At 36.5% G+C, this 19,058-nt stretch carries 15 protein-coding genes and 2 pseudogenes; 7 read left to right on the top strand and 10 right to left on the bottom strand.

What is annotated here, in order from left to right; all coding sequences use genetic code 11:
* Window positions 1-3 precede the first annotated feature (3 nt).
* Both IMO47_RS16035 and IMO47_RS16030 read left to right on the top strand, forming a co-directional pair.
* A complete protein-coding gene (locus IMO47_RS16035; RefSeq protein WP_196077463.1) occupies window positions 4-798 on the top strand; it encodes an APH(3') family aminoglycoside O-phosphotransferase in 795 nt (264 codons plus the stop codon).
* Between the two features lie 164 nt (window positions 799-962).
* Window positions 963-1,553: a helix-turn-helix domain-containing protein gene (locus tag IMO47_RS16030; protein WP_196077462.1), complete on the top strand. Its 591-nt coding sequence runs from the start codon at window positions 963-965 to the stop codon at window positions 1,551-1,553.
* A gap of 62 nt (window positions 1,554-1,615) precedes the next feature.
* Here IMO47_RS16030 and IMO47_RS16025 read toward each other — a convergent pair whose 3' ends face one another.
* Complete coding sequence (locus IMO47_RS16025) at window positions 1,616-2,071, bottom strand: acetyltransferase (RefSeq protein ID WP_196077461.1); 456 nt, start codon at window positions 2,069-2,071, stop codon at window positions 1,616-1,618.
* Window positions 2,072-2,440: 369 nt separating this feature from the next.
* Between IMO47_RS16025 and IMO47_RS16020 the strand changes: the two genes are divergently transcribed.
* Window positions 2,441-3,799: an amino acid permease gene (locus IMO47_RS16020; protein WP_196077460.1), complete on the top strand. Its 1,359-nt coding sequence runs from the start codon at window positions 2,441-2,443 to the stop codon at window positions 3,797-3,799.
* A 51-nt stretch (window positions 3,800-3,850) separates the two neighbouring features.
* On the opposite strand, the gene IMO47_RS19765 is transcribed toward IMO47_RS16020, so the two are convergent.
* Genes IMO47_RS19765 through IMO47_RS19755 form a run of 3 tightly spaced genes read right to left on the bottom strand, consistent with a single transcriptional unit; the run spans window position 3,851 to window position 5,528 of the window.
* Window positions 3,851-4,693 carry a M43 family zinc metalloprotease gene (locus IMO47_RS19765; protein WP_227552385.1) on the bottom strand — a complete coding sequence of 281 codons (843 nt, stop codon included), beginning with the start codon at window positions 4,691-4,693 and terminating at the stop codon, window positions 3,851-3,853.
* A gap of 1 nt (window position 4,694) precedes the next feature.
* The gene (locus IMO47_RS19760) at window positions 4,695-5,297 is read right to left on the bottom strand and encodes a hypothetical protein (RefSeq protein WP_227552386.1); all 603 of its coding nucleotides are present in this window, start codon (window positions 5,295-5,297) and stop codon (window positions 4,695-4,697) included.
* Between the two features lie 12 nt (window positions 5,298-5,309).
* A complete protein-coding gene (locus tag IMO47_RS19755) occupies window positions 5,310-5,528 on the bottom strand; it encodes a hypothetical protein (RefSeq protein ID WP_227552387.1) in 219 nt (72 codons plus the stop codon).
* A gap of 368 nt (window positions 5,529-5,896) precedes the next feature.
* Between IMO47_RS19755 and IMO47_RS16010 the strand changes: the two genes are divergently transcribed.
* The 4 genes and pseudogenes from IMO47_RS16010 to IMO47_RS15995 all read left to right on the top strand — a co-directional run bounded on the left by IMO47_RS16010 (window position 5,897) and on the right by IMO47_RS15995 (window position 8,837).
* Entirely contained in the window at window positions 5,897-6,484 is a 588-nt protein-coding gene (locus tag IMO47_RS16010) for a TetR/AcrR family transcriptional regulator (protein WP_196077459.1), read from the top strand.
* 70 nt (window positions 6,485-6,554) lie between these two features.
* Entirely contained in the window at window positions 6,555-7,394 is an 840-nt protein-coding gene (locus tag IMO47_RS16005) for a phytanoyl-CoA dioxygenase family protein (protein ID WP_196077458.1), read from the top strand.
* A 71-nt stretch (window positions 7,395-7,465) separates the two neighbouring features.
* Window positions 7,466-7,867, top strand: a pseudogene (locus IMO47_RS16000) (twin-arginine translocase subunit TatC); the annotation flags it as partial.
* A gap of 271 nt (window positions 7,868-8,138) precedes the next feature.
* The gene (locus IMO47_RS15995; RefSeq protein WP_196077457.1) at window positions 8,139-8,837 is read left to right on the top strand and encodes a DUF1826 domain-containing protein; all 699 of its coding nucleotides are present in this window, start codon (window positions 8,139-8,141) and stop codon (window positions 8,835-8,837) included.
* A gap of 238 nt (window positions 8,838-9,075) precedes the next feature.
* Here IMO47_RS15995 and sbmA read toward each other — a convergent pair whose 3' ends face one another.
* From sbmA to IMO47_RS19900, 6 genes and pseudogenes are all read right to left on the bottom strand, one after another.
* A complete protein-coding gene (gene sbmA / locus IMO47_RS15990) occupies window positions 9,076-10,269 on the bottom strand; it encodes a peptide antibiotic transporter SbmA (protein WP_196077456.1) in 1,194 nt (397 codons plus the stop codon).
* 76 nt (window positions 10,270-10,345) lie between these two features.
* Window positions 10,346-11,155, bottom strand: coding sequence for a hypothetical protein (locus tag IMO47_RS15985; protein ID WP_196077455.1), 810 nt, complete (start codon window positions 11,153-11,155; stop codon window positions 10,346-10,348).
* Window positions 11,156-11,598: 443 nt separating this feature from the next.
* A complete protein-coding gene (locus tag IMO47_RS15980; RefSeq protein ID WP_196077052.1) occupies window positions 11,599-12,789 on the bottom strand; it encodes an HlyD family type I secretion periplasmic adaptor subunit in 1,191 nt (396 codons plus the stop codon).
* The gene (locus IMO47_RS15975) at window positions 12,786-14,915 is read right to left on the bottom strand and encodes a type I secretion system permease/ATPase (RefSeq protein WP_196077051.1); all 2,130 of its coding nucleotides are present in this window, start codon (window positions 14,913-14,915) and stop codon (window positions 12,786-12,788) included. Before IMO47_RS15975 ends, IMO47_RS15980 begins: the two co-directional genes overlap by 4 nt.
* Window positions 14,912-16,426 (bottom strand): TolC family protein, encoded by a 1,515-nt coding sequence (locus IMO47_RS15970; protein WP_196077050.1) that lies wholly within the window; start codon window positions 16,424-16,426, stop codon window positions 14,912-14,914. The genes IMO47_RS15975 and IMO47_RS15970 overlap by 4 nt, the downstream gene beginning before the upstream one ends.
* Before the next feature lie 195 nt (window positions 16,427-16,621).
* Window positions 16,622-19,036 (bottom strand): annotated as a pseudogene (locus IMO47_RS19900) (type I secretion C-terminal target domain-containing protein); the annotation flags it as partial.
* Window positions 19,037-19,058: the final 22 nt, after the last annotated feature.

Here is a 19,058-nt window from a genome sequence, read left to right as displayed (position 1 = left end):
CGGATGGAATATGAAAAACTACCTCAAGCCATTCAAGATATTTTAAAACAAAAACAAGCTGTTATTGATGAAGTGGGATTGTCGAATGCCAATATTCTACTCTATGAAGACATGGTCTTAAAAGTTGAAGCGCATCGAGATGAATCTAATCACGAACATACAATGTTAGACTGGTTAGCTGACAAACTTCCTGTCCCTCAAATTTTACAATCTATTCAAGAAACAGAATATAACTATTTACTGATGAGCCGTGCAAAAGGTGAATTCGCTTGCTCAGATTATTGGTTAAATCGACCTGATCAATTGGTAAAAATACTTGCTCAAGGGTTAAAGTTGTTATGGAACGTGCCTATACAAAACTGCCCGTACAACTTTTGCTTAAACCATAAGCTAATGATTGCAGAACAAAATGTTCGCAATAAAACATATAATACGGAAGATGCAGAACAAGGTACTTATGGAGATTCAGGATTTGAATCTCCAGAGGCACTTTTATCATGGTTAAAGGATCACCGACCAAACGAAGATCTGGTTTTTTCACATGGTGATTTTTGCCTACCCAATATTTTTATCAATCAAAATCGCATCAGTGCTTTTATTGATTTGGGTCGAAGTGGAATTGCTGACCGCTATCAAGATATTGCACTTTGTTATCGAAGCTTAAAGCACAATTTCTCTGGAGTTTATTCGGGTATTGCTTATCCCGGTTTTGATCCTGAGATGTTGTTTGATGAACTGGAGATAACACCTGACTATGACAAAATTCATTATTACATCTTATTGGATGAGTTATTCTAAATCCTATATGACAATGCGTGAGTGATCATTTTTTTTCACTCATATCCTTTCAGAATGACACGCCAATCATCTATGATGAGTCAGCTATTTACATATTGTTTTAGTGAAAGCAGAAATCAAGTTGCTCATGCATATTCTGCAAGCTTAGTTATAAAGGTTATATGATGGTTGAGAAAGCTAATAATCAGATCGTGGATACTGAGATTGCTCGCTTATTGCTTCAACAACGTAAAAATAAAGGCTGGACTGTTGCTGAACTTGCACTGCATTCTGGCGTTAGTCAAGCTATGATCAGCAAAGTTGAACGTGGTACGTCCAGTCCAAGTGCCAACATACTCAGCCGCTTAGTGGGTGCTTTGGGTATTACCTTATCTAAACTTTTTGCAGAAGTTGAACAGAGCCAAAATCATCATGTGCTGCTTTCAAAAAAGCATTTACAACAGTTTTGGACAGATCATCAACTTGGTATTACACGTTGGTCAATTTCGCCTGCGGGTGCAGATCCAGAGATAATTAAAATTGAAATTCCACCACAGGGAAAATTGTCTATTCCTGCTCAAGCTTATGAACATCTGAGTGGTCAAACGTTGTGGATTTTAAGTGGTCAGCTTGATCTTCAAATTGATACACAAGCATTTCACTTGGATACAGGGGATTGTATTGCATTAACCACACCTGTCGACTGTCATCTACAGAATCCTGATGAAAAGATGCCATGTATTTATGTGGCAACATTTAGCCAGAAAAAAACTTAGACTTTTACTTGTATTGATCTCAGCCTGCATTATTTTATTTCAGCAAGCTACATCGAAAAAACTCAAAAGCCCTCAAGGACTTTTGAACTTATGTTTAAGTGCAATAACGGGTACTCTCGACCTTGGCCATCTCGCTCAGATCGTCCAATAACCTGACATCCCATATATTGATAGAAGCCAATAGCTTGTTGATTTTGTTCATTCACATCAATGGTTAAATGTGGAAACATCTTTAAAGCATGTGATAACAATAACTTACCAACACCTTGCCCACGTGCCTTGGCATCAATAAACAATGCTTCCATATGACCATCATGCAAAAACATAAATCCTAAAGCATGGTCATTTGAATCTACAGCAAGCCAGACTGGTGTTTCAGAAAAAAAACCAACCACTTCTTTCTCAATATCATGACGATCTTGTACAGACAAGAAATGATGTGTTGCATCAACTGAACTTTGCCAGATTGCAATCACTTGACTGGTTTCGTCGGGACGTGACATGCGAATTTTTAACATTTTAACTTCTTTCTCATCAAATACAGTGCAATGAAATATGTTCTTACCTATAAAGGCATGTCTTTAATTTACTATAGTGAATAAAATATCACAATAGTAAATGCTCAAGTACCATGATCGACTTCATCTGAACCATTAGCTTCAGAAAACAGATTTTTGGTGCTATATAGCTTTAAATCATTTTGATTCACTCATTTACCTATAACTTGTCAAATTGAGCAGCTTCTTGATAACAGGGATCATCGAATAACAATATTTACTCTTTATTTTTTTAGCGCTTAGATTTTCGACCTCTTGATCATGATTTCAAACTAGGCGATCGATAACCATTCGATTACAATAGCTCTTTTTGAATCAGCGCGTCCTATTTTGAACCATTCCTCTCCCCAATTAAAACGTGGACTTAAAAACCGGCATATCCAATTGATCGCGATGGGTGGTGCTGTTGGCACAGGTCTTTTTCTAGGTTCAGCACAAGCCATCCAATCTGCTGGTCCTTCAATTATTTTGGGTTATGCCATTGTGGGTTTGATTGCATTTTTAATTATGCGTCAAATGGGTGAAATGATCGTCGAAGAGCCTGTTGCAGGTTCTTTCAGTTATTTTTCACAAAAATATTGGGGAAACTTTCCCGGCTTTTTATCAGGCTGGAATTATTGGGTGGTCTATATTTTAGTGGCGATGACTGAGCTGACAGCAATTGCCAAATATGTTCACTATTGGTGGCCTCATATCCCTGCTTGGGTCTCAACTTTATTTTTCTTTGTCGTGGTGACATGCCTAAACCTTGGTAATGTAAAAATTTATGGCGAGTCAGAATTTTGGCTAGCGATTATCAAAGTGACTGCCGTCATTTCAATGATTGTGTTTGGATTATACTTATTGCTTACAGCAGGCTCGGACTCAACAGCAAGTTTCAGCAATCTATGGCAACACGGCGGGTTTTTCCCGCACGGATTCTCTGGGTTGTTCTACATGCTTGCTTTTTTGATGTTTGCTTTCGGTGGCATTGAGTTGATTGGCATGACTGCGGCGGAAGCAGAAAATCCAGAGAAAAGTATCCCTAAAGCCATCAATCAAGTGATCTTTCGCATTCTCGTTTTTTATATTGCCTCGCTTGCGATCATTATGTCTTTGATTCCATGGAATCAACTTGATTTGGGCGGTTTGGATAAAAGTCCGTTTGTGATGATTTTTAGTCAGCTTGGTATTGAATGGGCAGCCCATCTTCTCAATTTTATTATTTTGACTGCTGCACTTTCTGTTTATAACAGTGGTATGTATGCAAATAGCCGTATGCTCCATGGACTTGCTGTTCAAGGTAATGCACCTAAGATCTTTAGCAAAGTAACGCAACAAGGCGTACCAATGCCCGCGGTGGTATTTTCTTCTATTCTTATTTTCGGTTGTGTGTTACTGAACTATTTTATACCAGAACAAGCTTTGAGCCATCTGATGTATATGGCTGTTGCCGCATTGGTTTTAAATTGGGCAATCATTAGCTTTACTCATTTAAAATTTAAAAGAGCTGCTCAAATCACAAGCACTGAGGCTAAATTCCCTGCGTTATTTTCCCCTTTCAGTAATTATCTGGTTTTGTCTTTTATTGTGATGATTTTATATATCATGTGGACACAAGGCTTTAAAGAATCCGTCATTTTAATTCCAATCTGGATTTGCTTGATGTTTGGATTATTCAAAATAATGACTTGGAATAAATCAAACTAATTTAAAACAGGCTTATGAGGAAAAATAAGCCTGTTTGTGTTTTCTTACAGTTCAATAATTAGACTCTTTTCCGACCCAAATCCATAATATACCTGTAATACGTTGATTAACACGAATATTATCAATTTGATATTTAGATAATATATTCACTCTATTTTTAAACTTAGATACAGTATTACTTGTGGTATAGTCATAATCCATTAAATTATCCGTATATCCCTGATACGATTCAAATAATTCCCCATATTCAAAAATATGCGATAATCCTAATGCATGACCAAGCTCATGCGCATACGTTTCCAAAAAGCCTTGTTCAACACCATCTTTTAAGAAAACAATAGCATTATCAAACTCATATTGACTAGAAAGTTCACCTTTAAAGGAGTTTAGGCTTGGATAAGCTTTAAAACTTGCACTTCCTGATATTCCACCCCAGTTATCATTTCGATTTTCAGGTGGTACAGCTCTTATACGAATTGGTGTGAAAAAAATAAATGTTCTTCTTTCTAAATCACCATATGGCGATCGTAATTCTGCCCACATTTTACGCCAATAGAGTTCTTTTAACTCTCTTATAAATTCTGAATAAATAGCCTCAGTTAGATTAAACTTTTTTTTCCTTTTTAAATTATTTTCCTTGATTTCATTTTCACCAGTTACATTTTCTAAGTATTGGATTTCATATTTGGTCTTTAACTCATCTTCCCACCATTTTTTTACAAAACTTCGGACTTCTGGATCTGTTTTTGACAATAAATCTAAATCAAAAAGTTCTCTTTTCACAACCTTAAATACCATCAGGGATTGATTAAAATATCTGTTTTTAAGTTCCCACTCATAGTTTTTGGGTTTTTCTAAAATTTCTCCTTTAACTTTAACATCAACTTCAACCATACTAATGACGCTGATCGCAGAATTTTGACCAATATATAACCCCAATCTCTTTATCCGAACATCCGTTTCGTGATGCGGTAACTTTAATGTATTCGTTTTTTTTTAATACTTCACCCGAACAACGAATTGTAATTGCATTATTTTTTTTATAAGTATATTTATTGACTTCTACAATTTTTTTAACAGTTTTACCATTAACTATTGTTATGTCTTCACGAGCATCCAGCTGTTTAAATTCTCGTTTTGTGTTGATGAAGCTACTTAAAGGTTCACATAAGGGTTTATATTCAATACTATTTTTATTTTCAAATACTGTCTGAGCATTTTGGTTATTATTAAATGTTGATAGTGTGATGAACTGACTCGAAGCCTGAAACTTTAGAATGGTTCCATTATCTGTAAGAGGTTCTTTTTCATCAATCATTCCCTGGTCATTTTTGTCAGTAAATTGCTGATGAATTTCTATATCTAAACATACACCATCTTTATTTATTTCCTCACTGCCATATATTCCTTTATAGTTTGAAGAAAAAAAATAAAGCCAAGATGGAAAATACGAAAAATTATCTTTAAGATGAGAAGTATCCTCCGTATTACTATACATAACTCGATAAAGCTAGCTGTGGTTTGGAATGGTTATAACCGTATCTTTTTTCCCTTCAATATTAAGCAAAGGATAGATATATTCATCACGCACCCAATCAAACCCGAACTCTCCATGATAACGGTCTGAAGGTCGACCAATTTCATATGGACGTCTAAAGTGAACCGTAAATTTTCTTATACAATCCGCGCTTAAAGTCCCTATTTGTGGGCCGGTTCCAATTTTACTCATGAATTAATCCTTAATTTTTAATGAGAAGTTTTTTAGATTTAAAAATCTTATTGTTGTGATTTTTAATTAAGTTTTCTTGATTGACAGACAATCAACATATTTTTAGTTTCAATTACTTAGAAAGAAAATTTTCATTTCAACATTTCAAATAATGGTCACCATTCAACACCCAATTATGATCAATTAGAAATACATCACATAATTGACAACAATTCTTTCATAGCAGCTTATTATTTTTCTAGATCAAATATCATCAAGTTTATTGCAAAAATGTAATTCAAAAAACAAAGAGAAATGCTTGATCCTTGCTTGAGATTAAATTAAATTGAATTCAATTCAATTCAATTCAAATTTCTAGGTAATCAAAAATGAGTGATAAAAAAATACAAACCTACAAAAGACTCCTTACAGCCGCAGAACAAGAGTTGATTGCAAATAATGGACATGTGGAAATCAGTGCGATTGCGAAAAGAGCAAATACCTCAGCTGGACTTACCTATCACCACTTTGGTTCAAAAACAGGTTTAATTGCAGCAGTTGTCGATCAATTCTATGAACCATTAAGAGAAATTGCTCTAGGGGATGGAATCCCTGCAAATCTTGAATGGCGCGAAAGAGAAAAAGCACGTACTAAAGCAATTATAGATTATTTCTATCAGCACCCTTTGGCACCACTGATTGCAGGTCGTTTGGCGCGTGAGCCTGAAGTGCTTGACATCGAGCGTGCCCATATAGACGCCTTAATAGAACAAGGTGCACGCAATATCGCTCAAGGACAAAAATTGGGATTAATCAGTTCAGCCCTCGACCCCAAAACAACTGTAGCGATGCTGATGGGAGGTCTTCACCTGGCTATAGATCAAGCCATTCTCGCGAAAGAAAGACCATCCAATACTGAATTACTACATCAGCTTTGGCAATTGATTAGCAACACCCTGCAACTCCAGCAACCTTAGATGAATCAATACATCACAAGATTAGCATATTGATTGTCTATCCAGCCGATCTTTTAATAGGGAGCGTTATATGTCTGAAAAGTTAGATATCCACAAATATAATCAACAAGATCATGCAAAAACACATCGACAATTGCAATCTGGCTCAGAGAGAAACACATCAGAAATTGAGCGAGATTTTGAAACATTGATGCGTGATGGTTACGTCATTATCAATCATTTAATTCCCAAGGAAATTTGCAGCAAAATTAAACAAGAAGGTCTCGCCTTACTGAATCAAACTGGACGGAACTCATTTGAAGGACATCAAACCCAACGTGTTTATAATGTGCTTTCCAAGACCAGAATGACTGATCAACTTGCAGTGCATCCCCGTATTCTTGGACTTATGGATCGATTATTTGAACCTGGTTTTTTGCTTTCACAGAGCCAAATGATCAATATCCTACCCGAAGAAGTCGCCCAACATTTACATTATGATGATGCATTCTATCGCCTACCCCGTCCACGGCAGCCGCTTGGTGCAGCAAGTATTTGGGCAATTGATGATTTTACAGAGGACAATGGCGCCACAGTCATTATTCCTGAAAGCCATCTTTGGGGAAGTGATCGCATTGCTCAAAGCACAGAAGCGATCCCTGCCATCATGCCTGCAGGCTCCGTAGTCTTCTTTCTTGGAACAACCTGGCACGGTGGTGGTGAAAATCATTCCAAAGCCTCACGTTTTGCAGTTACACATCAGTACTGTGAAGCATATGTTCGGCAACAGGAAAACTATCTGTTGGAACTGTCTAAAGAAACTGTAAAGTTGCTTTCACCTGAGCTTCAAGCCTTGGTTGGTTATTCGATCTATCCACCTTTTATGGGGATGGTCAATGGTATGCATCCACTTCGAACACTTGAACAATGACGACAAAAATACCTGAGACAATGATTTTAAGCATGTGTAACTTGTTGAATGAAACATATGCTTAAACTCAACTGTTGGTGGGTAGCATTGTTCTATTTTATTTAGGTATCGCCTTTGCATACTTTTTGGTTTTACCGTCAATTCTGCATTTCTTTATCATTGTTTCTCCTGAAACAGTAGCCCCTATGACCGACATCAATAGCTATCTCACATTCTGCTTAAAGCTATTTTTAGTATTTGGTTTGACTTTTGAGATCCCTATTATCACTTTATTGCTGATCCTTATCGGTGTGGTCAATACCCAAAATTTAATCGAGAAGCGTCGTTTTATCATTGTGGGCTGTTTTTTTATTGCGATGTTTGTCACGCCGCCAGATGCAATTTCGATGATTATGTTGGCGGTACCAATGTGGTTTTTATTTGAAATCGGCTTACTGGCTGGTCGATTTCTTGAAAAGCGCAAAAAGGAATAAATGATTATGTATGCTGCAGACTATATGATCGCACTGAAATAGATTAAAATGGGCATGTAAAGATATTCAGCATTTGTGCCAGAAAAGTGATACTTGATAGTGAATATGATGAAGCATTTGCTTTTAACCGTATTTCCAAAGCTGGCTTTAAAATGCTCATCACCGATAACTGAATCATTTTGATCGCTTTTACATCTTTCAGACTTTACTTTAACCTCTGTTCAACTAGGTAGTGAGCCTTCAATCTTGTTGCCTGTTACGATCCATCCATATGACCCATTCATTTTTAGACAGCATCCAAATTCAGCTCACTTCCAGTTTTGAAGAGCTGATCAATACAAATTTTCAAGGGGATACTAATGCAATCTGTTGGCACAGAAATTTAGCTGGTGATTTTAAAGAGATTGTGTCCAAGCTTATATCCAAACAAAATATTACTGAAATTTCACAGGAAGAACTTCTTGCTTTAGAACTCACTGAGCAAGGTAAACTTGCAAGAAAAACCATCTTAAATGACATAGAACAATTAACTCTGCTTGGCGCATCACCTACGCTCAACCTTATTCAATATTACGAACGTGATGAGGAATTAGATTTCATTTCGACTGATGTGTATTCCTTCCATGTTGACCGCTCGCCGATTGAAACGGATACTTTTTTATGTACCTATCATGGTGCGTCTAGTGATATTTTACCGAACGCTCAGGCTGAACAGAAAATACATGTTCCAGAAATTCGAGAAAAACTTAAAAAACTTAATGATGGGTCAGCAGCGGAATTTGAAAACTTTTTAAAAGACTGTTTTTTTGATTTGCACTATCAGCCTAAAGCCAATGCCGTACCAATCAACTTAGGCTTAGGTCATCTCTGGCGTTTGGCAGTGGATCACCCAACACAGCAAGTGTTGCCTTGTGTACATCGAGCACCTGTTGAAAGTGATGGGGAGTATCGTTTGTTGCTGATCTGTTAGGTGTGAAGTGTTGGATCAAATTCAAACTGATATTTTATCTGCTAAATCTTTACAACAAAGCCTCAAAATTAAAGACCTTCCCCATTTTGCCTGGATGCTATCCTAATAAGCATAATTTCATTAGTTTAAGAATGAATTAGATACAAAGATAGATAAATAAACTAGATGATTAGAAAGTGACTTCCGCAAAAATTTTATTCCTTGAGTCCGTTCAAATATCAGATTTACCTCCTAATTTTCAATCAATAATAGACTCAAACAAACTTAACCTTTTATATATTGATATAATTTCAATAACAATTTTCCATGAATTTATTAAGTATTGAAATGATTCTCGTACCTTATCAAAAACATGACTAATCTGATTGAGTACACCCAAAGTAATCACACCTGCAACAATTGATGGAAATAAAATAACTAAAGAGAACAAAATATCTAGCTGCGCATACCAATGAATTGCCATATGAAAGTAAACATAATTTAAATACATTCGAAAATAGTTTTTTCGTATTTCATTAAAAAAAACATGCAAATCTTGAGGTTTAGCTCTTTCCAAATAATCTTCACCATATACTAATTCTTTACGGTATGCTGCTTCAACTTTTTGATTATTGAATTCTAAACCTGGAAGTTTAACTCCTGCAACGATTAATAACATTGTCCCAAAAAGCGCCCATCCTATGGCTGCCCAAACCAACGAGTATTTGATTTCACCAACGATTGGTAGAACGCTTACTTTTTCAGAAAGCTGTACTAAAATCGGTAAAAAAGCTAATAAAATTATAATTGCTTTGATTAGTCCAACACCCAAAGTCTCTAATGCTATCGTAAAACGCATAATATCTTCTTGAACACGTTGAGCGGCTCCCTCAACTCGACGTAATTTTGCCCAGTACGAAATATAATAGAAATTAATCGCTGTACGCCATCGAAAAATATAATGACTTACAAAGAAGGAATTAAGAACTGCAACTGTAACCGCAAGCATTGTAATAGATAATAGAATAAAGATTCTTTCATACAGTTCATATATATCTCCTTTTCCATTACTCAGCATAGTTTGAATTAAGTCCCAAAAAGGACCATACCAAGCATTAATAAGAACACTAACCTGTACACTAAACCATACATTAAAAAGTATAAATGCTGATCCTAAAATTGACCAATTTTGCCAAATATGATTAGCTTTCCATTTCCAAAAAGAGGCAAACAATATAGTTGAAATAGCAAACCATAAATAAAACCATAGAAACTGAAAAGACCAAAATCGTGTGACATTTATCGGCAACTCAGCAGTTGCATATCCAATTGGTAATCCAATATACTCCCCAAAAGAATCCCCTCCAGCATTCCACAATAAAAAGTTGATACATATCCAAAAAATCAATGAGCCAAAAAATAATCTTGGATTAGGGAAAAAAGATTTAAACATAAATATAAAAAACCTTTTTATTAAATATAAATAAAACCCCAAAGTGATTGAAAAATCTATCTATCGATGCCATCAGTTACTCTCCCAAGTCAAATCCACCAAAAATAGGAGGTACACTTGAAGAATCTGAATCATCACTATTTGTATCATTATTTTTATTGGGTGCTTGAGGTGCATCACTTCTTGAAGAAACATATTCATCTAATATTAATTGAATGCTTAACGGATCACACTGAGTACGCTCAATTAAGTTATCTTCCTCAAAAGCTGAGCCATAAAATTTCTTTGAATATTGAGCATTATAACTTACTGTCCAATTCTGTAAAATATTAGGTAAGTTAAATGTATAATAAAACTTTCGTGACTCATTGGGTTGATACTCATTAACACTTTCATCATTTAAACAATAGTCAGTAGAATTTATTTTTTCTGTTTTTGAACCGACTAATTGAAATGCAGCTTTACAGCTATCGATATATTCATAATATTTTGAATCTGAATTATTTTTAATAGTTACTTCCAACTTAAACCTAATTGGTGGGAGTGACTTACTATTTATGCCAAATAAGTCTTGTCTATCTCCATTCTGCAATGGAACATATGGTGAATAATGACTGACAAACCTTATTCTTCTTTCAATATCATGACAATTTTGGGTAATGGGATTAGGATAGGCTACTGCTAATTCTACATCATCTTCCATGCGATCAGGTTTGACTTCAGGTTGTGGTCCAGGTATAGGATTTCCTGAACCAACAGAAATTCCTCCATTTCCAGTTCCGCCCAAACTCACACCTACACTATAGTTTCCATTTTCATCTTTACAACTTGAAAGTATTAAAGTGCTCACTAATATCAAACATAACTTTCCATGAAAATGCAACATAATAAACTCCATATAATTCTAGCTAAAGATAATAGCTGGATAGGTTGCCTAGCCTTTTTATTTTAGCAGAATTTTTAAAATACAATACATTAATAATTAATAAGAAAAATTAAATAAACAATAGCGAAAAACTTAATTGAAAAAATATTATATGCTTATATTAAATAAATATATACGAATGCGGTCTAAATTTATTATTTAAAAAAATATTAGCAATATTATTAAATCTTTAAATATATCAAAAAACCAATCATTAGCCCAAAGCTTTTTTTCTTAATGATATTCAAATTAAAACAATATATCTCTCATTTTTAATACTCATTTTAAAATTAGTAATATTTATCTATTTTTAAAAAAATCAAAACATTTTTAATGATCATTATTTTTATACTTTAATAAAAAAGTGCTAGATAGAAATAGAACTAACACTTTTTTAATTTATATTATCTTTCTCTTAAAGCCTCTCGTGCTTTATTAAATGGTTTAATCAAATAATCAATAACTGTTTTTTCACCAGTTTTTATATCCACTGTGGCAACCATACCTGGAGTAATACTAAATTTTTTCCCTTCTTTATTGACCAATTTGTCTGAATCAGTCCGTATATAAACTCGATAATAAAATTGATCCTGCTTAACCTCATCTTTCAAGGTATCTGGTGAAATAATGGAAACTTTTCCTTTCAATCCCCCATAGATAGAATAGTCATATGCAGTAATTTTTACGAGCGCTTCTTGTCCAGGATGAATAAAGGCAATATCTCTTGGTGAAATACGTGCTTCAACCAAAAGTTTTTCATCGAGTGGAACAATCGTCATTAATTTGCCATTTTGAGAAATCACTCCACCAATAGTCATGACATCAATCTCTTTTACGATCCCTCTCACCGGTGATTTAAATAGGGTTCGACTCAATGCATCCGACTTCCCTTTTACGACCTGAGATTGAGTTTCAATGTCTGTATTCGCTTTTGCCAGTTCTTCACGCGCTTTCACTGAATATTGATTCCTCACGTCACTCATCTGATTACGCAAATCCGTCGCCTGACGTTGAAGCCTTAAAACTTCGACTTCACTTGCTGCACCTTTTGCAACTAAAGGTTCTGTCATTTTTAGTTCTTGTTCCACTAAAGTAAGTGCCTGCTTTAATCCAGCCAAGGATTCTTCCAAATTAGATCGCCGCGAGTAATACAGAGCGGTTTCTTCCTCAACTAAACGATGTTCTTTTGATAATTCACTTGGAAAGACTAAAGCAGTCCCATTTACTTCGGCGCGTAATCGCGCGGCTGTTGCTTGAGACGCAAGAAGTAAAGATGCTGATTCACCCACATTGGATGCAAAACGAGTCGGATCAAGCTGGGCCAGTATTTGATCTTTTTGGATAATTTCGCCTTCATGCACATAAAGCTTCGTTAAAATTCCCCCTTCAAGTGACTGAATAACTTGCTCTTTAGAAGATGGAATCACTTTACCCACTCCAGTTGAGACTTCTTCAAGTTTAAAAAGCCATGCCCAGATCAATAAAGCCAGAAGACCAACACAAATAATCAAAATAAATAAGCTAGCTCTTGGTAAAGCTGGTTCTAGTTGTTTCACCTTTACAGTCTCTTGCATTTTTGTAGATTTTCTCATCATGATGCGCTACGTACTCCATTAGAGACGGTATTAGCTAATACTTGTTCCTTTGGACCATCCATAACAATTTTTCCATCATGGATCACAATGATACGGTCCACCAGTTCCAACACTGCCCGGCGATGTGTGGCAATGACCAAAGTTTTATGTACTAACCAGCCTTTAAGGTTCTCAATCAGCTGTTTTTCAGAAACGTCATCTATGGCAGCTGTAGGTTCATCAAGTAATAAAATATTGGGTTGGCGAAGTAATAATCGTGACAAAAGTAAAGCCTGACGCTGACCACCAGAAAAACCTATCCCGCCTTCTAGAATTTGGTGATCTAAACCTTCTTTCTTATCGAGTACAAAGCTTAATGCTCCTGTGAGCTTCAGCACATTTAAAAGCTCTTGGTCAGTCGCTAAAGGTGAGCCTAATGTTAAATTTTCACGTACAGAGCCAAAAAATAAATGTGCATTTTGATTGAGTAAGCCCATGTCTCGACGTACATCCATAGGATCAATCAACCTCAAGTCGACCCCATCTAATTTGATTTTCCCTTGAACAGGCTCCTGCATTCCTGATAACAGCTGTAATAGCGTAGATTTACCTGCACCATTACGCCCTAGAATTGCAATTTTTTCACCAGACTTGATTTCCAGTTCTGAGATAATCAGTGTAGGTTTTGCATTATCTTCGCTATATTTAAAGACCGTATTATTAAGTTCATAATGTCCATTCAAAGCTGGTCTGTGAATTAAATGTGTATTCGGCGCTTGGTCAACAGGTTTTTTCATAAGCTGATCTAAGCTCGTCTTTGCAACTTTAGCTTGCTGAAAACGACCTAGAACTCCTGAAATCTGTGCAATTGGTCCTAGCATGCGTGATGATAAAATTGAACACGCGACAAGCGCACCTGTGGTCATTTCCCCTTTCATTACAGCAAAGCACCCAACCAGTACCACTATTGCAAATGTCAAACCCTGGACTTTCTGTGTCCAAGCGCCAACAATCCCAACCAACTTACGCTGTTGCATAGAAATGTCAGCAGCAGCTTCATTCATGTGATTCCATTGATTCTGAAAGCGTGACTCTGCACGCAGTAGCTTAATATCCTCAATGCCTTGAACAGCTTCCACAAGCGTTGCATTGCGAATAGCACCTTCACGCATTCCTTCTGCTGCTAATTTTGCCAACGGTTTCTGTATCAAAAAGCCAGGAATAAGCATCAATGGCACAACTAAAACCATTACCCAAAAAAGCTGCCCACCAATGAGCCAAAAAATTACCAAAAATAAAAAGAAAAAAGGCAGATCAGCAATTGCTGAAATAGTCGTAGAAGTTACTAATTCACGTACGCCCTCCAACTCGCGTATTTGGGAAATAAATGTACCTGTCGATTTGGATCGCTCTTTATTTTTAATTCGTAATGCATGACCAAACACCTTATCTGAAATTTTTAGATCTGCACGTTTTCCAATGATGTCGGATAAATAAATACGGGCAACTCTTAAACAAAATTCAAATATTGCAGCAAGTAGTACACCACCAGCTAAGACCCATAAAGTTGGAACAGACTGTGCTGGAATGACTCGATCATAAACGTTCATTGAAAATAAAATTGTCGCCAATGCAAGTATATTGGCCATTAATGAAGCAAACATCACATCTAAATAGCGCTTCCAATCCTTCAGTACAATCGCCCAAAACCAGTTCTGTTCATAGGGTTTAATATATTCATCAACACGGATATCTTGAATGGATTTTTCAGGTCTTAAAATAAAAGCATTGCTCACATTTTCTTTGACGAGTTCTACATTAAGTAATTGTGCCAAACCGTGGTCACCACTAAACTGGATATTTGCATTGCCATTTATATCCAGTTTATCGAGTATCCCCACTTGTCCATCTTGCATTTCTAAAAGTAAGGGTAAACGCCAAGAATTCAAAACATCATCAGTAACGTCAATTTTTTTTATGCTTAATCCTATTTGACGACAAATAACACTTAAAATATCTTCTATCGATTGATTCTGATTCCAATCTAAATGCAGTCGTACACGTTCTTCAGATGATTCGATTCGATAATGTTTTGCAATCGCTAAAATGGCGGTAAGCCATGGCTGATAATTGAGAGTTTTATTCATGGCTGAATTTCTAATCCCTGTATAGATGTGTTATTTAGTTGATAAAGCTCCCTAGAACCACCCGTAACATAGATATACTGAATTAAACCCGAATAGATATCGTACCTCGCATTTTCGATTTCCTGTGCAGCAATATGAATGGCCTGTTCCGAATTGAGTAAATCAACCACTGTGCGCGAACCCAATTTATATTGTTCTTGATACAACTCTTTTGTACGTGCAGTGGTTTCTTTACTTAAAGCCAGAACATCCATTTGCTTTTGCTTATTTTCGACCTGTACACGGATGAGTTCTATTTGATCCAAGACATCCAAATAAACTGTATTTACCGCAGCTTTTGCTGCTTCTTCTGCATAATTTGCAGAACGGATTTTTGATCGATTTGCGCCCCCTTGAAAAAAGTTACTATTGGCTTCCAGCATTACAGAGCTATAAAAACCATCATCTTCATTATTATTAGGATTTTTCCCATTCACACCCTGATTTAAACTACCTTTAATATTAATTGTTGGATAAGCAGTCAGTTTTGTTTGCTCTTTTTGTAGTTTAGCCACTTGTACTGATGCTTGAGCTGCAATCATCTTAGGAATTTGAGTAAAGTCTGGGTCCTTGTATAAACCAGAATTACGAATAATAGTCTCTGGAATATGCATCTTCATGTTAGAGACGTCATAACCTAGTAGCATTTTTAACTTTTGCTGATATTGTTTTAATTGTGTTTCTTGGATGAGTAAATTGGATTGGGCAGCTTCTAAATTTGACTTTGCCTGAATCGGATCTGCCTGACTACTAATACCCGCATTAGCACGTAAATTAGCAATTTCTGCAATTCGGGCAATCCCTTTGATTTGTTGATTAGCTATATGAACGATTTCTTGATAACGGTTAATATTGATCATCGCATTTGCTGTTTGATATGCAATATCATCAATGCTATCTAATGTATTGGCTTGCTCTTGTAGTAACTTCGCTTTTTCTATATTTATATCACTTTTGATTTTTCCAAAATCATATACCACTTGTGTCGCTGATAAACTGTAAAGTTGTCTTCCCCTTTCACCTGTTGTTAAATCCGCTGTACTCATACCACCTGAAATTTGAGGAAAATATTGTGCCTTGGCAGCATCAATATTTGCACCTTGACCTGCAATACTAGCAATACTCTGCCTGATTTCAGGTCGGCGCTGCAGTGCTTGATGAATCGCATCAAAAAGTGTTAGCTCAGGTTCAGGATTAATATTGTTTTTTGTCATCCCATTAAATTGTGGTTGAACACCACTAGATTTGATAACAGCTAAACTATCTGGAGCTGCCTGTTCTCTCCATAAGAATCTGCTTAGTTCCTCAAGGCTCACTTGATTCAAATCAGTAGTTCGTGAAGAAAAGAATTGTTCAATGTTTTCTTTTGCTGAGTCTAAATAATTTTTTGGTTTTGCCGCATAAATAGTCGTTTCTAGTGCACACAATGGAAGAAACAGCGCAAGCCATCTCTTTGCTTTTATAAAAATCATGATTTAAGTATCTTGGAGAATTCATACCGTGGGAGTTTTTTAAATGCTGTGTCATCGCATTAAATGAGTGCTGTAATAACAGCCATTTTCATTGCAAATTTAAATCTATCTTTGTCTAAAATTAACTAAAAATAAGTTCAAATTTAAAACCAATGAAAAGAGCGCTATGTATGACATAACGCTCTTTATAAAGGATTAGCCGATAATGATTTGGTTATTAATTAAATCCTGCAGTTCCGATGCAGTCTTACCTTCAATAATTAATAAGTCAGCCCAATCATGGGTTGTACCACCATTTCCAGCATCACCATCACGATCGACTTTCAGTACTGCTTTGCCGTTTACATCTTCAACTTTAATGTATTCGGAAATATTCGACTTATCCGCGAGTAGACCTTCGAAGAAATCTGCACCAAACTCAATTTTGTCATTAACTGCATAATCTACCCATGTATCAGTTCCATTGCCCCCCATGTCATCAGCAGCATTTAACACATCATACACAATAGTATCAGCACCACGACCAGTAGAAATAATGTCATCTCCTGAACCACCATAGATTCGATCATCTCCTGCCCCTGCAATGATGATGTCATTACCGGAACCACCATAAATCGTGTCATTACCACCTTTTGTTGCACTATCCGAGGCATCTGCATCTACAAATTTTTGGAAATTTTCTTTAACAAAATCATATATTTCCTGTTGCGTAGGTTCAGATCCATTTGTAACTTCAGCTTTTAAATAGGCAATTAATTTTGAATAACCCGAATATTTAGGATACTGAAGAGGATCATATCCAGTCCATGTCAAGTGATCCGTATTTATCGCATCACCAAACAAGACATCATCACCAGCACCACCTTTGACAGTATCATTACCAACATCTGCTGGTATAAAGTTCTCAGAACCACCAATGAGATATGCAATTAACTTATCAGCATCAGCAATCGCTTTTGCTTCACCATGATTAGAGCCACTCCAATCACCTGAAAGTTTATTTCCATTAACATCAGTATTGTCATAACGAGAAACCGTACTATCGCTAATTGAACTACTCACACCTACTGCAAACACTTTACTGTGCTCTGCTAATGGAGCAAATGCATTGTCCAAAGTTGATTGAGAACTGTTCGGTTCTCCATCTGTAAGATAATAGGTCTGATTTTCAAAATCAGCAGTAGAGATATCATCAAACCAATCTACGGCTTTATTAAATCCTTGTTCTGGATAAGTACCACCACCCGCCTGTAAGTTATCAAGATAAGTGAATATTTGATTTATATTGTCACTACTTACATTTAAGAAGACTTGGTTATAACCATTTCCAACACTACCATTTGCTGAGAATGATGCAATTTGTAAATTAATTACACCATCATGATCGGTCATCTGTTGGATAAATGCTTTAAGCCCCTTGATAGCAATTGCAAGTCGTGATTCGCCAGCAGGTGGATTACTTGTACCATTCATTGCCCACAGCATACTGCCAGACAAATCTAATACAACAGAAACATTATAATCTTGCCCAGCAACAAAGTTGGTCTTTAAACCTCCAGTATCCCCGGCAAGCACATCATTACCAGAGGAACCAACTACATTATTATCACCATTATTAACATCTGCTGTTGGCTCTGCTTTAATTACAGCCTCTAACTGATCATTATCTTGAAGCTCAGTACCATTACGATCTTGAACTTTTGCAGTAACCTCAGTAGCATTTCCTTGTGCAGTAGTTAAAGTGTAACTATATTCACCATCAGCATTCGTAAATACTTCTTCAGTAAATGTTAATGTTTCACCATTTTCATCAATACTAGTAATTTCTAAAGTGACTTTACTGTTTGGCGCTACATCTTCTGTTGAACCAGTAATTTTGGTGCTATCTGCGTCATTAATATCAACTGTTATTGAACCTGCTTCGCGGTCTAAACCACCTTGGTCTGGAGTGTTTGGATCATTGTCATGATCTGTCTTAACCAGACTGTCTTCTGCTTCTACCGGTGTTCCGTTACGGTCTACTGTTTCTGCTTTAACCGTTAATTCACCATCCGCAAAGTCTGCCGGTACTTCTGCTGTATAGCGACCATCCGGCTGAACCGTTGCCGTAACTTCTCGTTCGATCGGATTGCCTGACTGGTCCTGACCGGTAATGGTTAACGTAACTTCACTGCCCGGTGCAACATCCGTGGTTCCACCTGTGATATTACCGGCGTTATCCACGTCTACGGTAATTGATCCGTCTACACGGTCTAAACCACCTTGGTCCGGTGTGTTTGGATCATTGTCATGATCTGTCTTAACCAGACTGTCTTCTGCTTCTACCGGTGTTCCGTTACGGTCTACTGTTTCTGCTTTAACCGTTAATTCACCATCTGCAAAGTCTGCCGGTACTTCTGCTGTATAGCGACCATCCGGCTGAACCGTTGCCGTAACTTCTCGTTCGATCGGATTGCCTGACTGGTCCTGACCGGTAATGGTTAACGTAACTTCACTGCCCGGTGCAACATCCGTCGTTCCACCGCTGATATTGCCGGCGTTATCCACGTCTACGGTAATTGATCCGTCTACACGGTCTAAACCACCTTGGTCCGGTGTGTTTGGATCATTGTCATGATCTGTCTTAACCAGA

Origin of the sequence: Acinetobacter sp. Res13-Abat-PEC15-P4-01 (assembly GCF_015676285.1) — a bacterium.
GTDB lineage: Bacteria > Pseudomonadota > Gammaproteobacteria > Pseudomonadales > Moraxellaceae > Acinetobacter > Acinetobacter nematophilus.
Note: the sequence above shows the minus strand (reverse complement) of the source record. Positions and strands in the feature narration are given on the sequence as shown.

Coding starts and splice junctions, on each gene's coding strand:
- IMO47_RS16035 (WP_196077463.1), top strand. CDS start 4: ATGGAATATGAAAAACTACCTCAAGCCATTCAAGATATTTTAAAACAA.
- IMO47_RS16030 (WP_196077462.1), top strand. CDS start 963: ATGGTTGAGAAAGCTAATAATCAGATCGTGGATACTGAGATTGCTCGC.
- IMO47_RS16025 (WP_196077461.1), bottom strand. CDS start 2,071: ATGTTAAAAATTCGCATGTCACGTCCCGACGAAACCAGTCAAGTGATT.
- IMO47_RS19765 (WP_227552385.1), bottom strand. CDS start 4,693: ATGGTTGAAGTTGATGTTAAAGTTAAAGGAGAAATTTTAGAAAAACCC.
- IMO47_RS19760 (WP_227552386.1), bottom strand. CDS start 5,297: ATGTATAGTAATACGGAGGATACTTCTCATCTTAAAGATAATTTTTCG.
- IMO47_RS19755 (WP_227552387.1), bottom strand. CDS start 5,528: ATGAGTAAAATTGGAACCGGCCCACAAATAGGGACTTTAAGCGCGGAT.
- IMO47_RS16010 (WP_196077459.1), top strand. CDS start 5,897: ATGAGTGATAAAAAAATACAAACCTACAAAAGACTCCTTACAGCCGCA.
- IMO47_RS16005 (WP_196077458.1), top strand. CDS start 6,555: ATGTCTGAAAAGTTAGATATCCACAAATATAATCAACAAGATCATGCA.
- IMO47_RS15995 (WP_196077457.1), top strand. CDS start 8,139: ATGACCCATTCATTTTTAGACAGCATCCAAATTCAGCTCACTTCCAGT.
- sbmA (WP_196077456.1), bottom strand. CDS start 10,269: ATGTTTAAATCTTTTTTCCCTAATCCAAGATTATTTTTTGGCTCATTG.
- IMO47_RS15985 (WP_196077455.1), bottom strand. CDS start 11,155: ATGTTGCATTTTCATGGAAAGTTATGTTTGATATTAGTGAGCACTTTA.
- IMO47_RS15980 (WP_196077052.1), bottom strand. CDS start 12,789: ATGATGAGAAAATCTACAAAAATGCAAGAGACTGTAAAGGTGAAACAA.
- IMO47_RS15975 (WP_196077051.1), bottom strand. CDS start 14,915: ATGAATAAAACTCTCAATTATCAGCCATGGCTTACCGCCATTTTAGCG.
- IMO47_RS15970 (WP_196077050.1), bottom strand. CDS start 16,426: ATGATTTTTATAAAAGCAAAGAGATGGCTTGCGCTGTTTCTTCCATTG.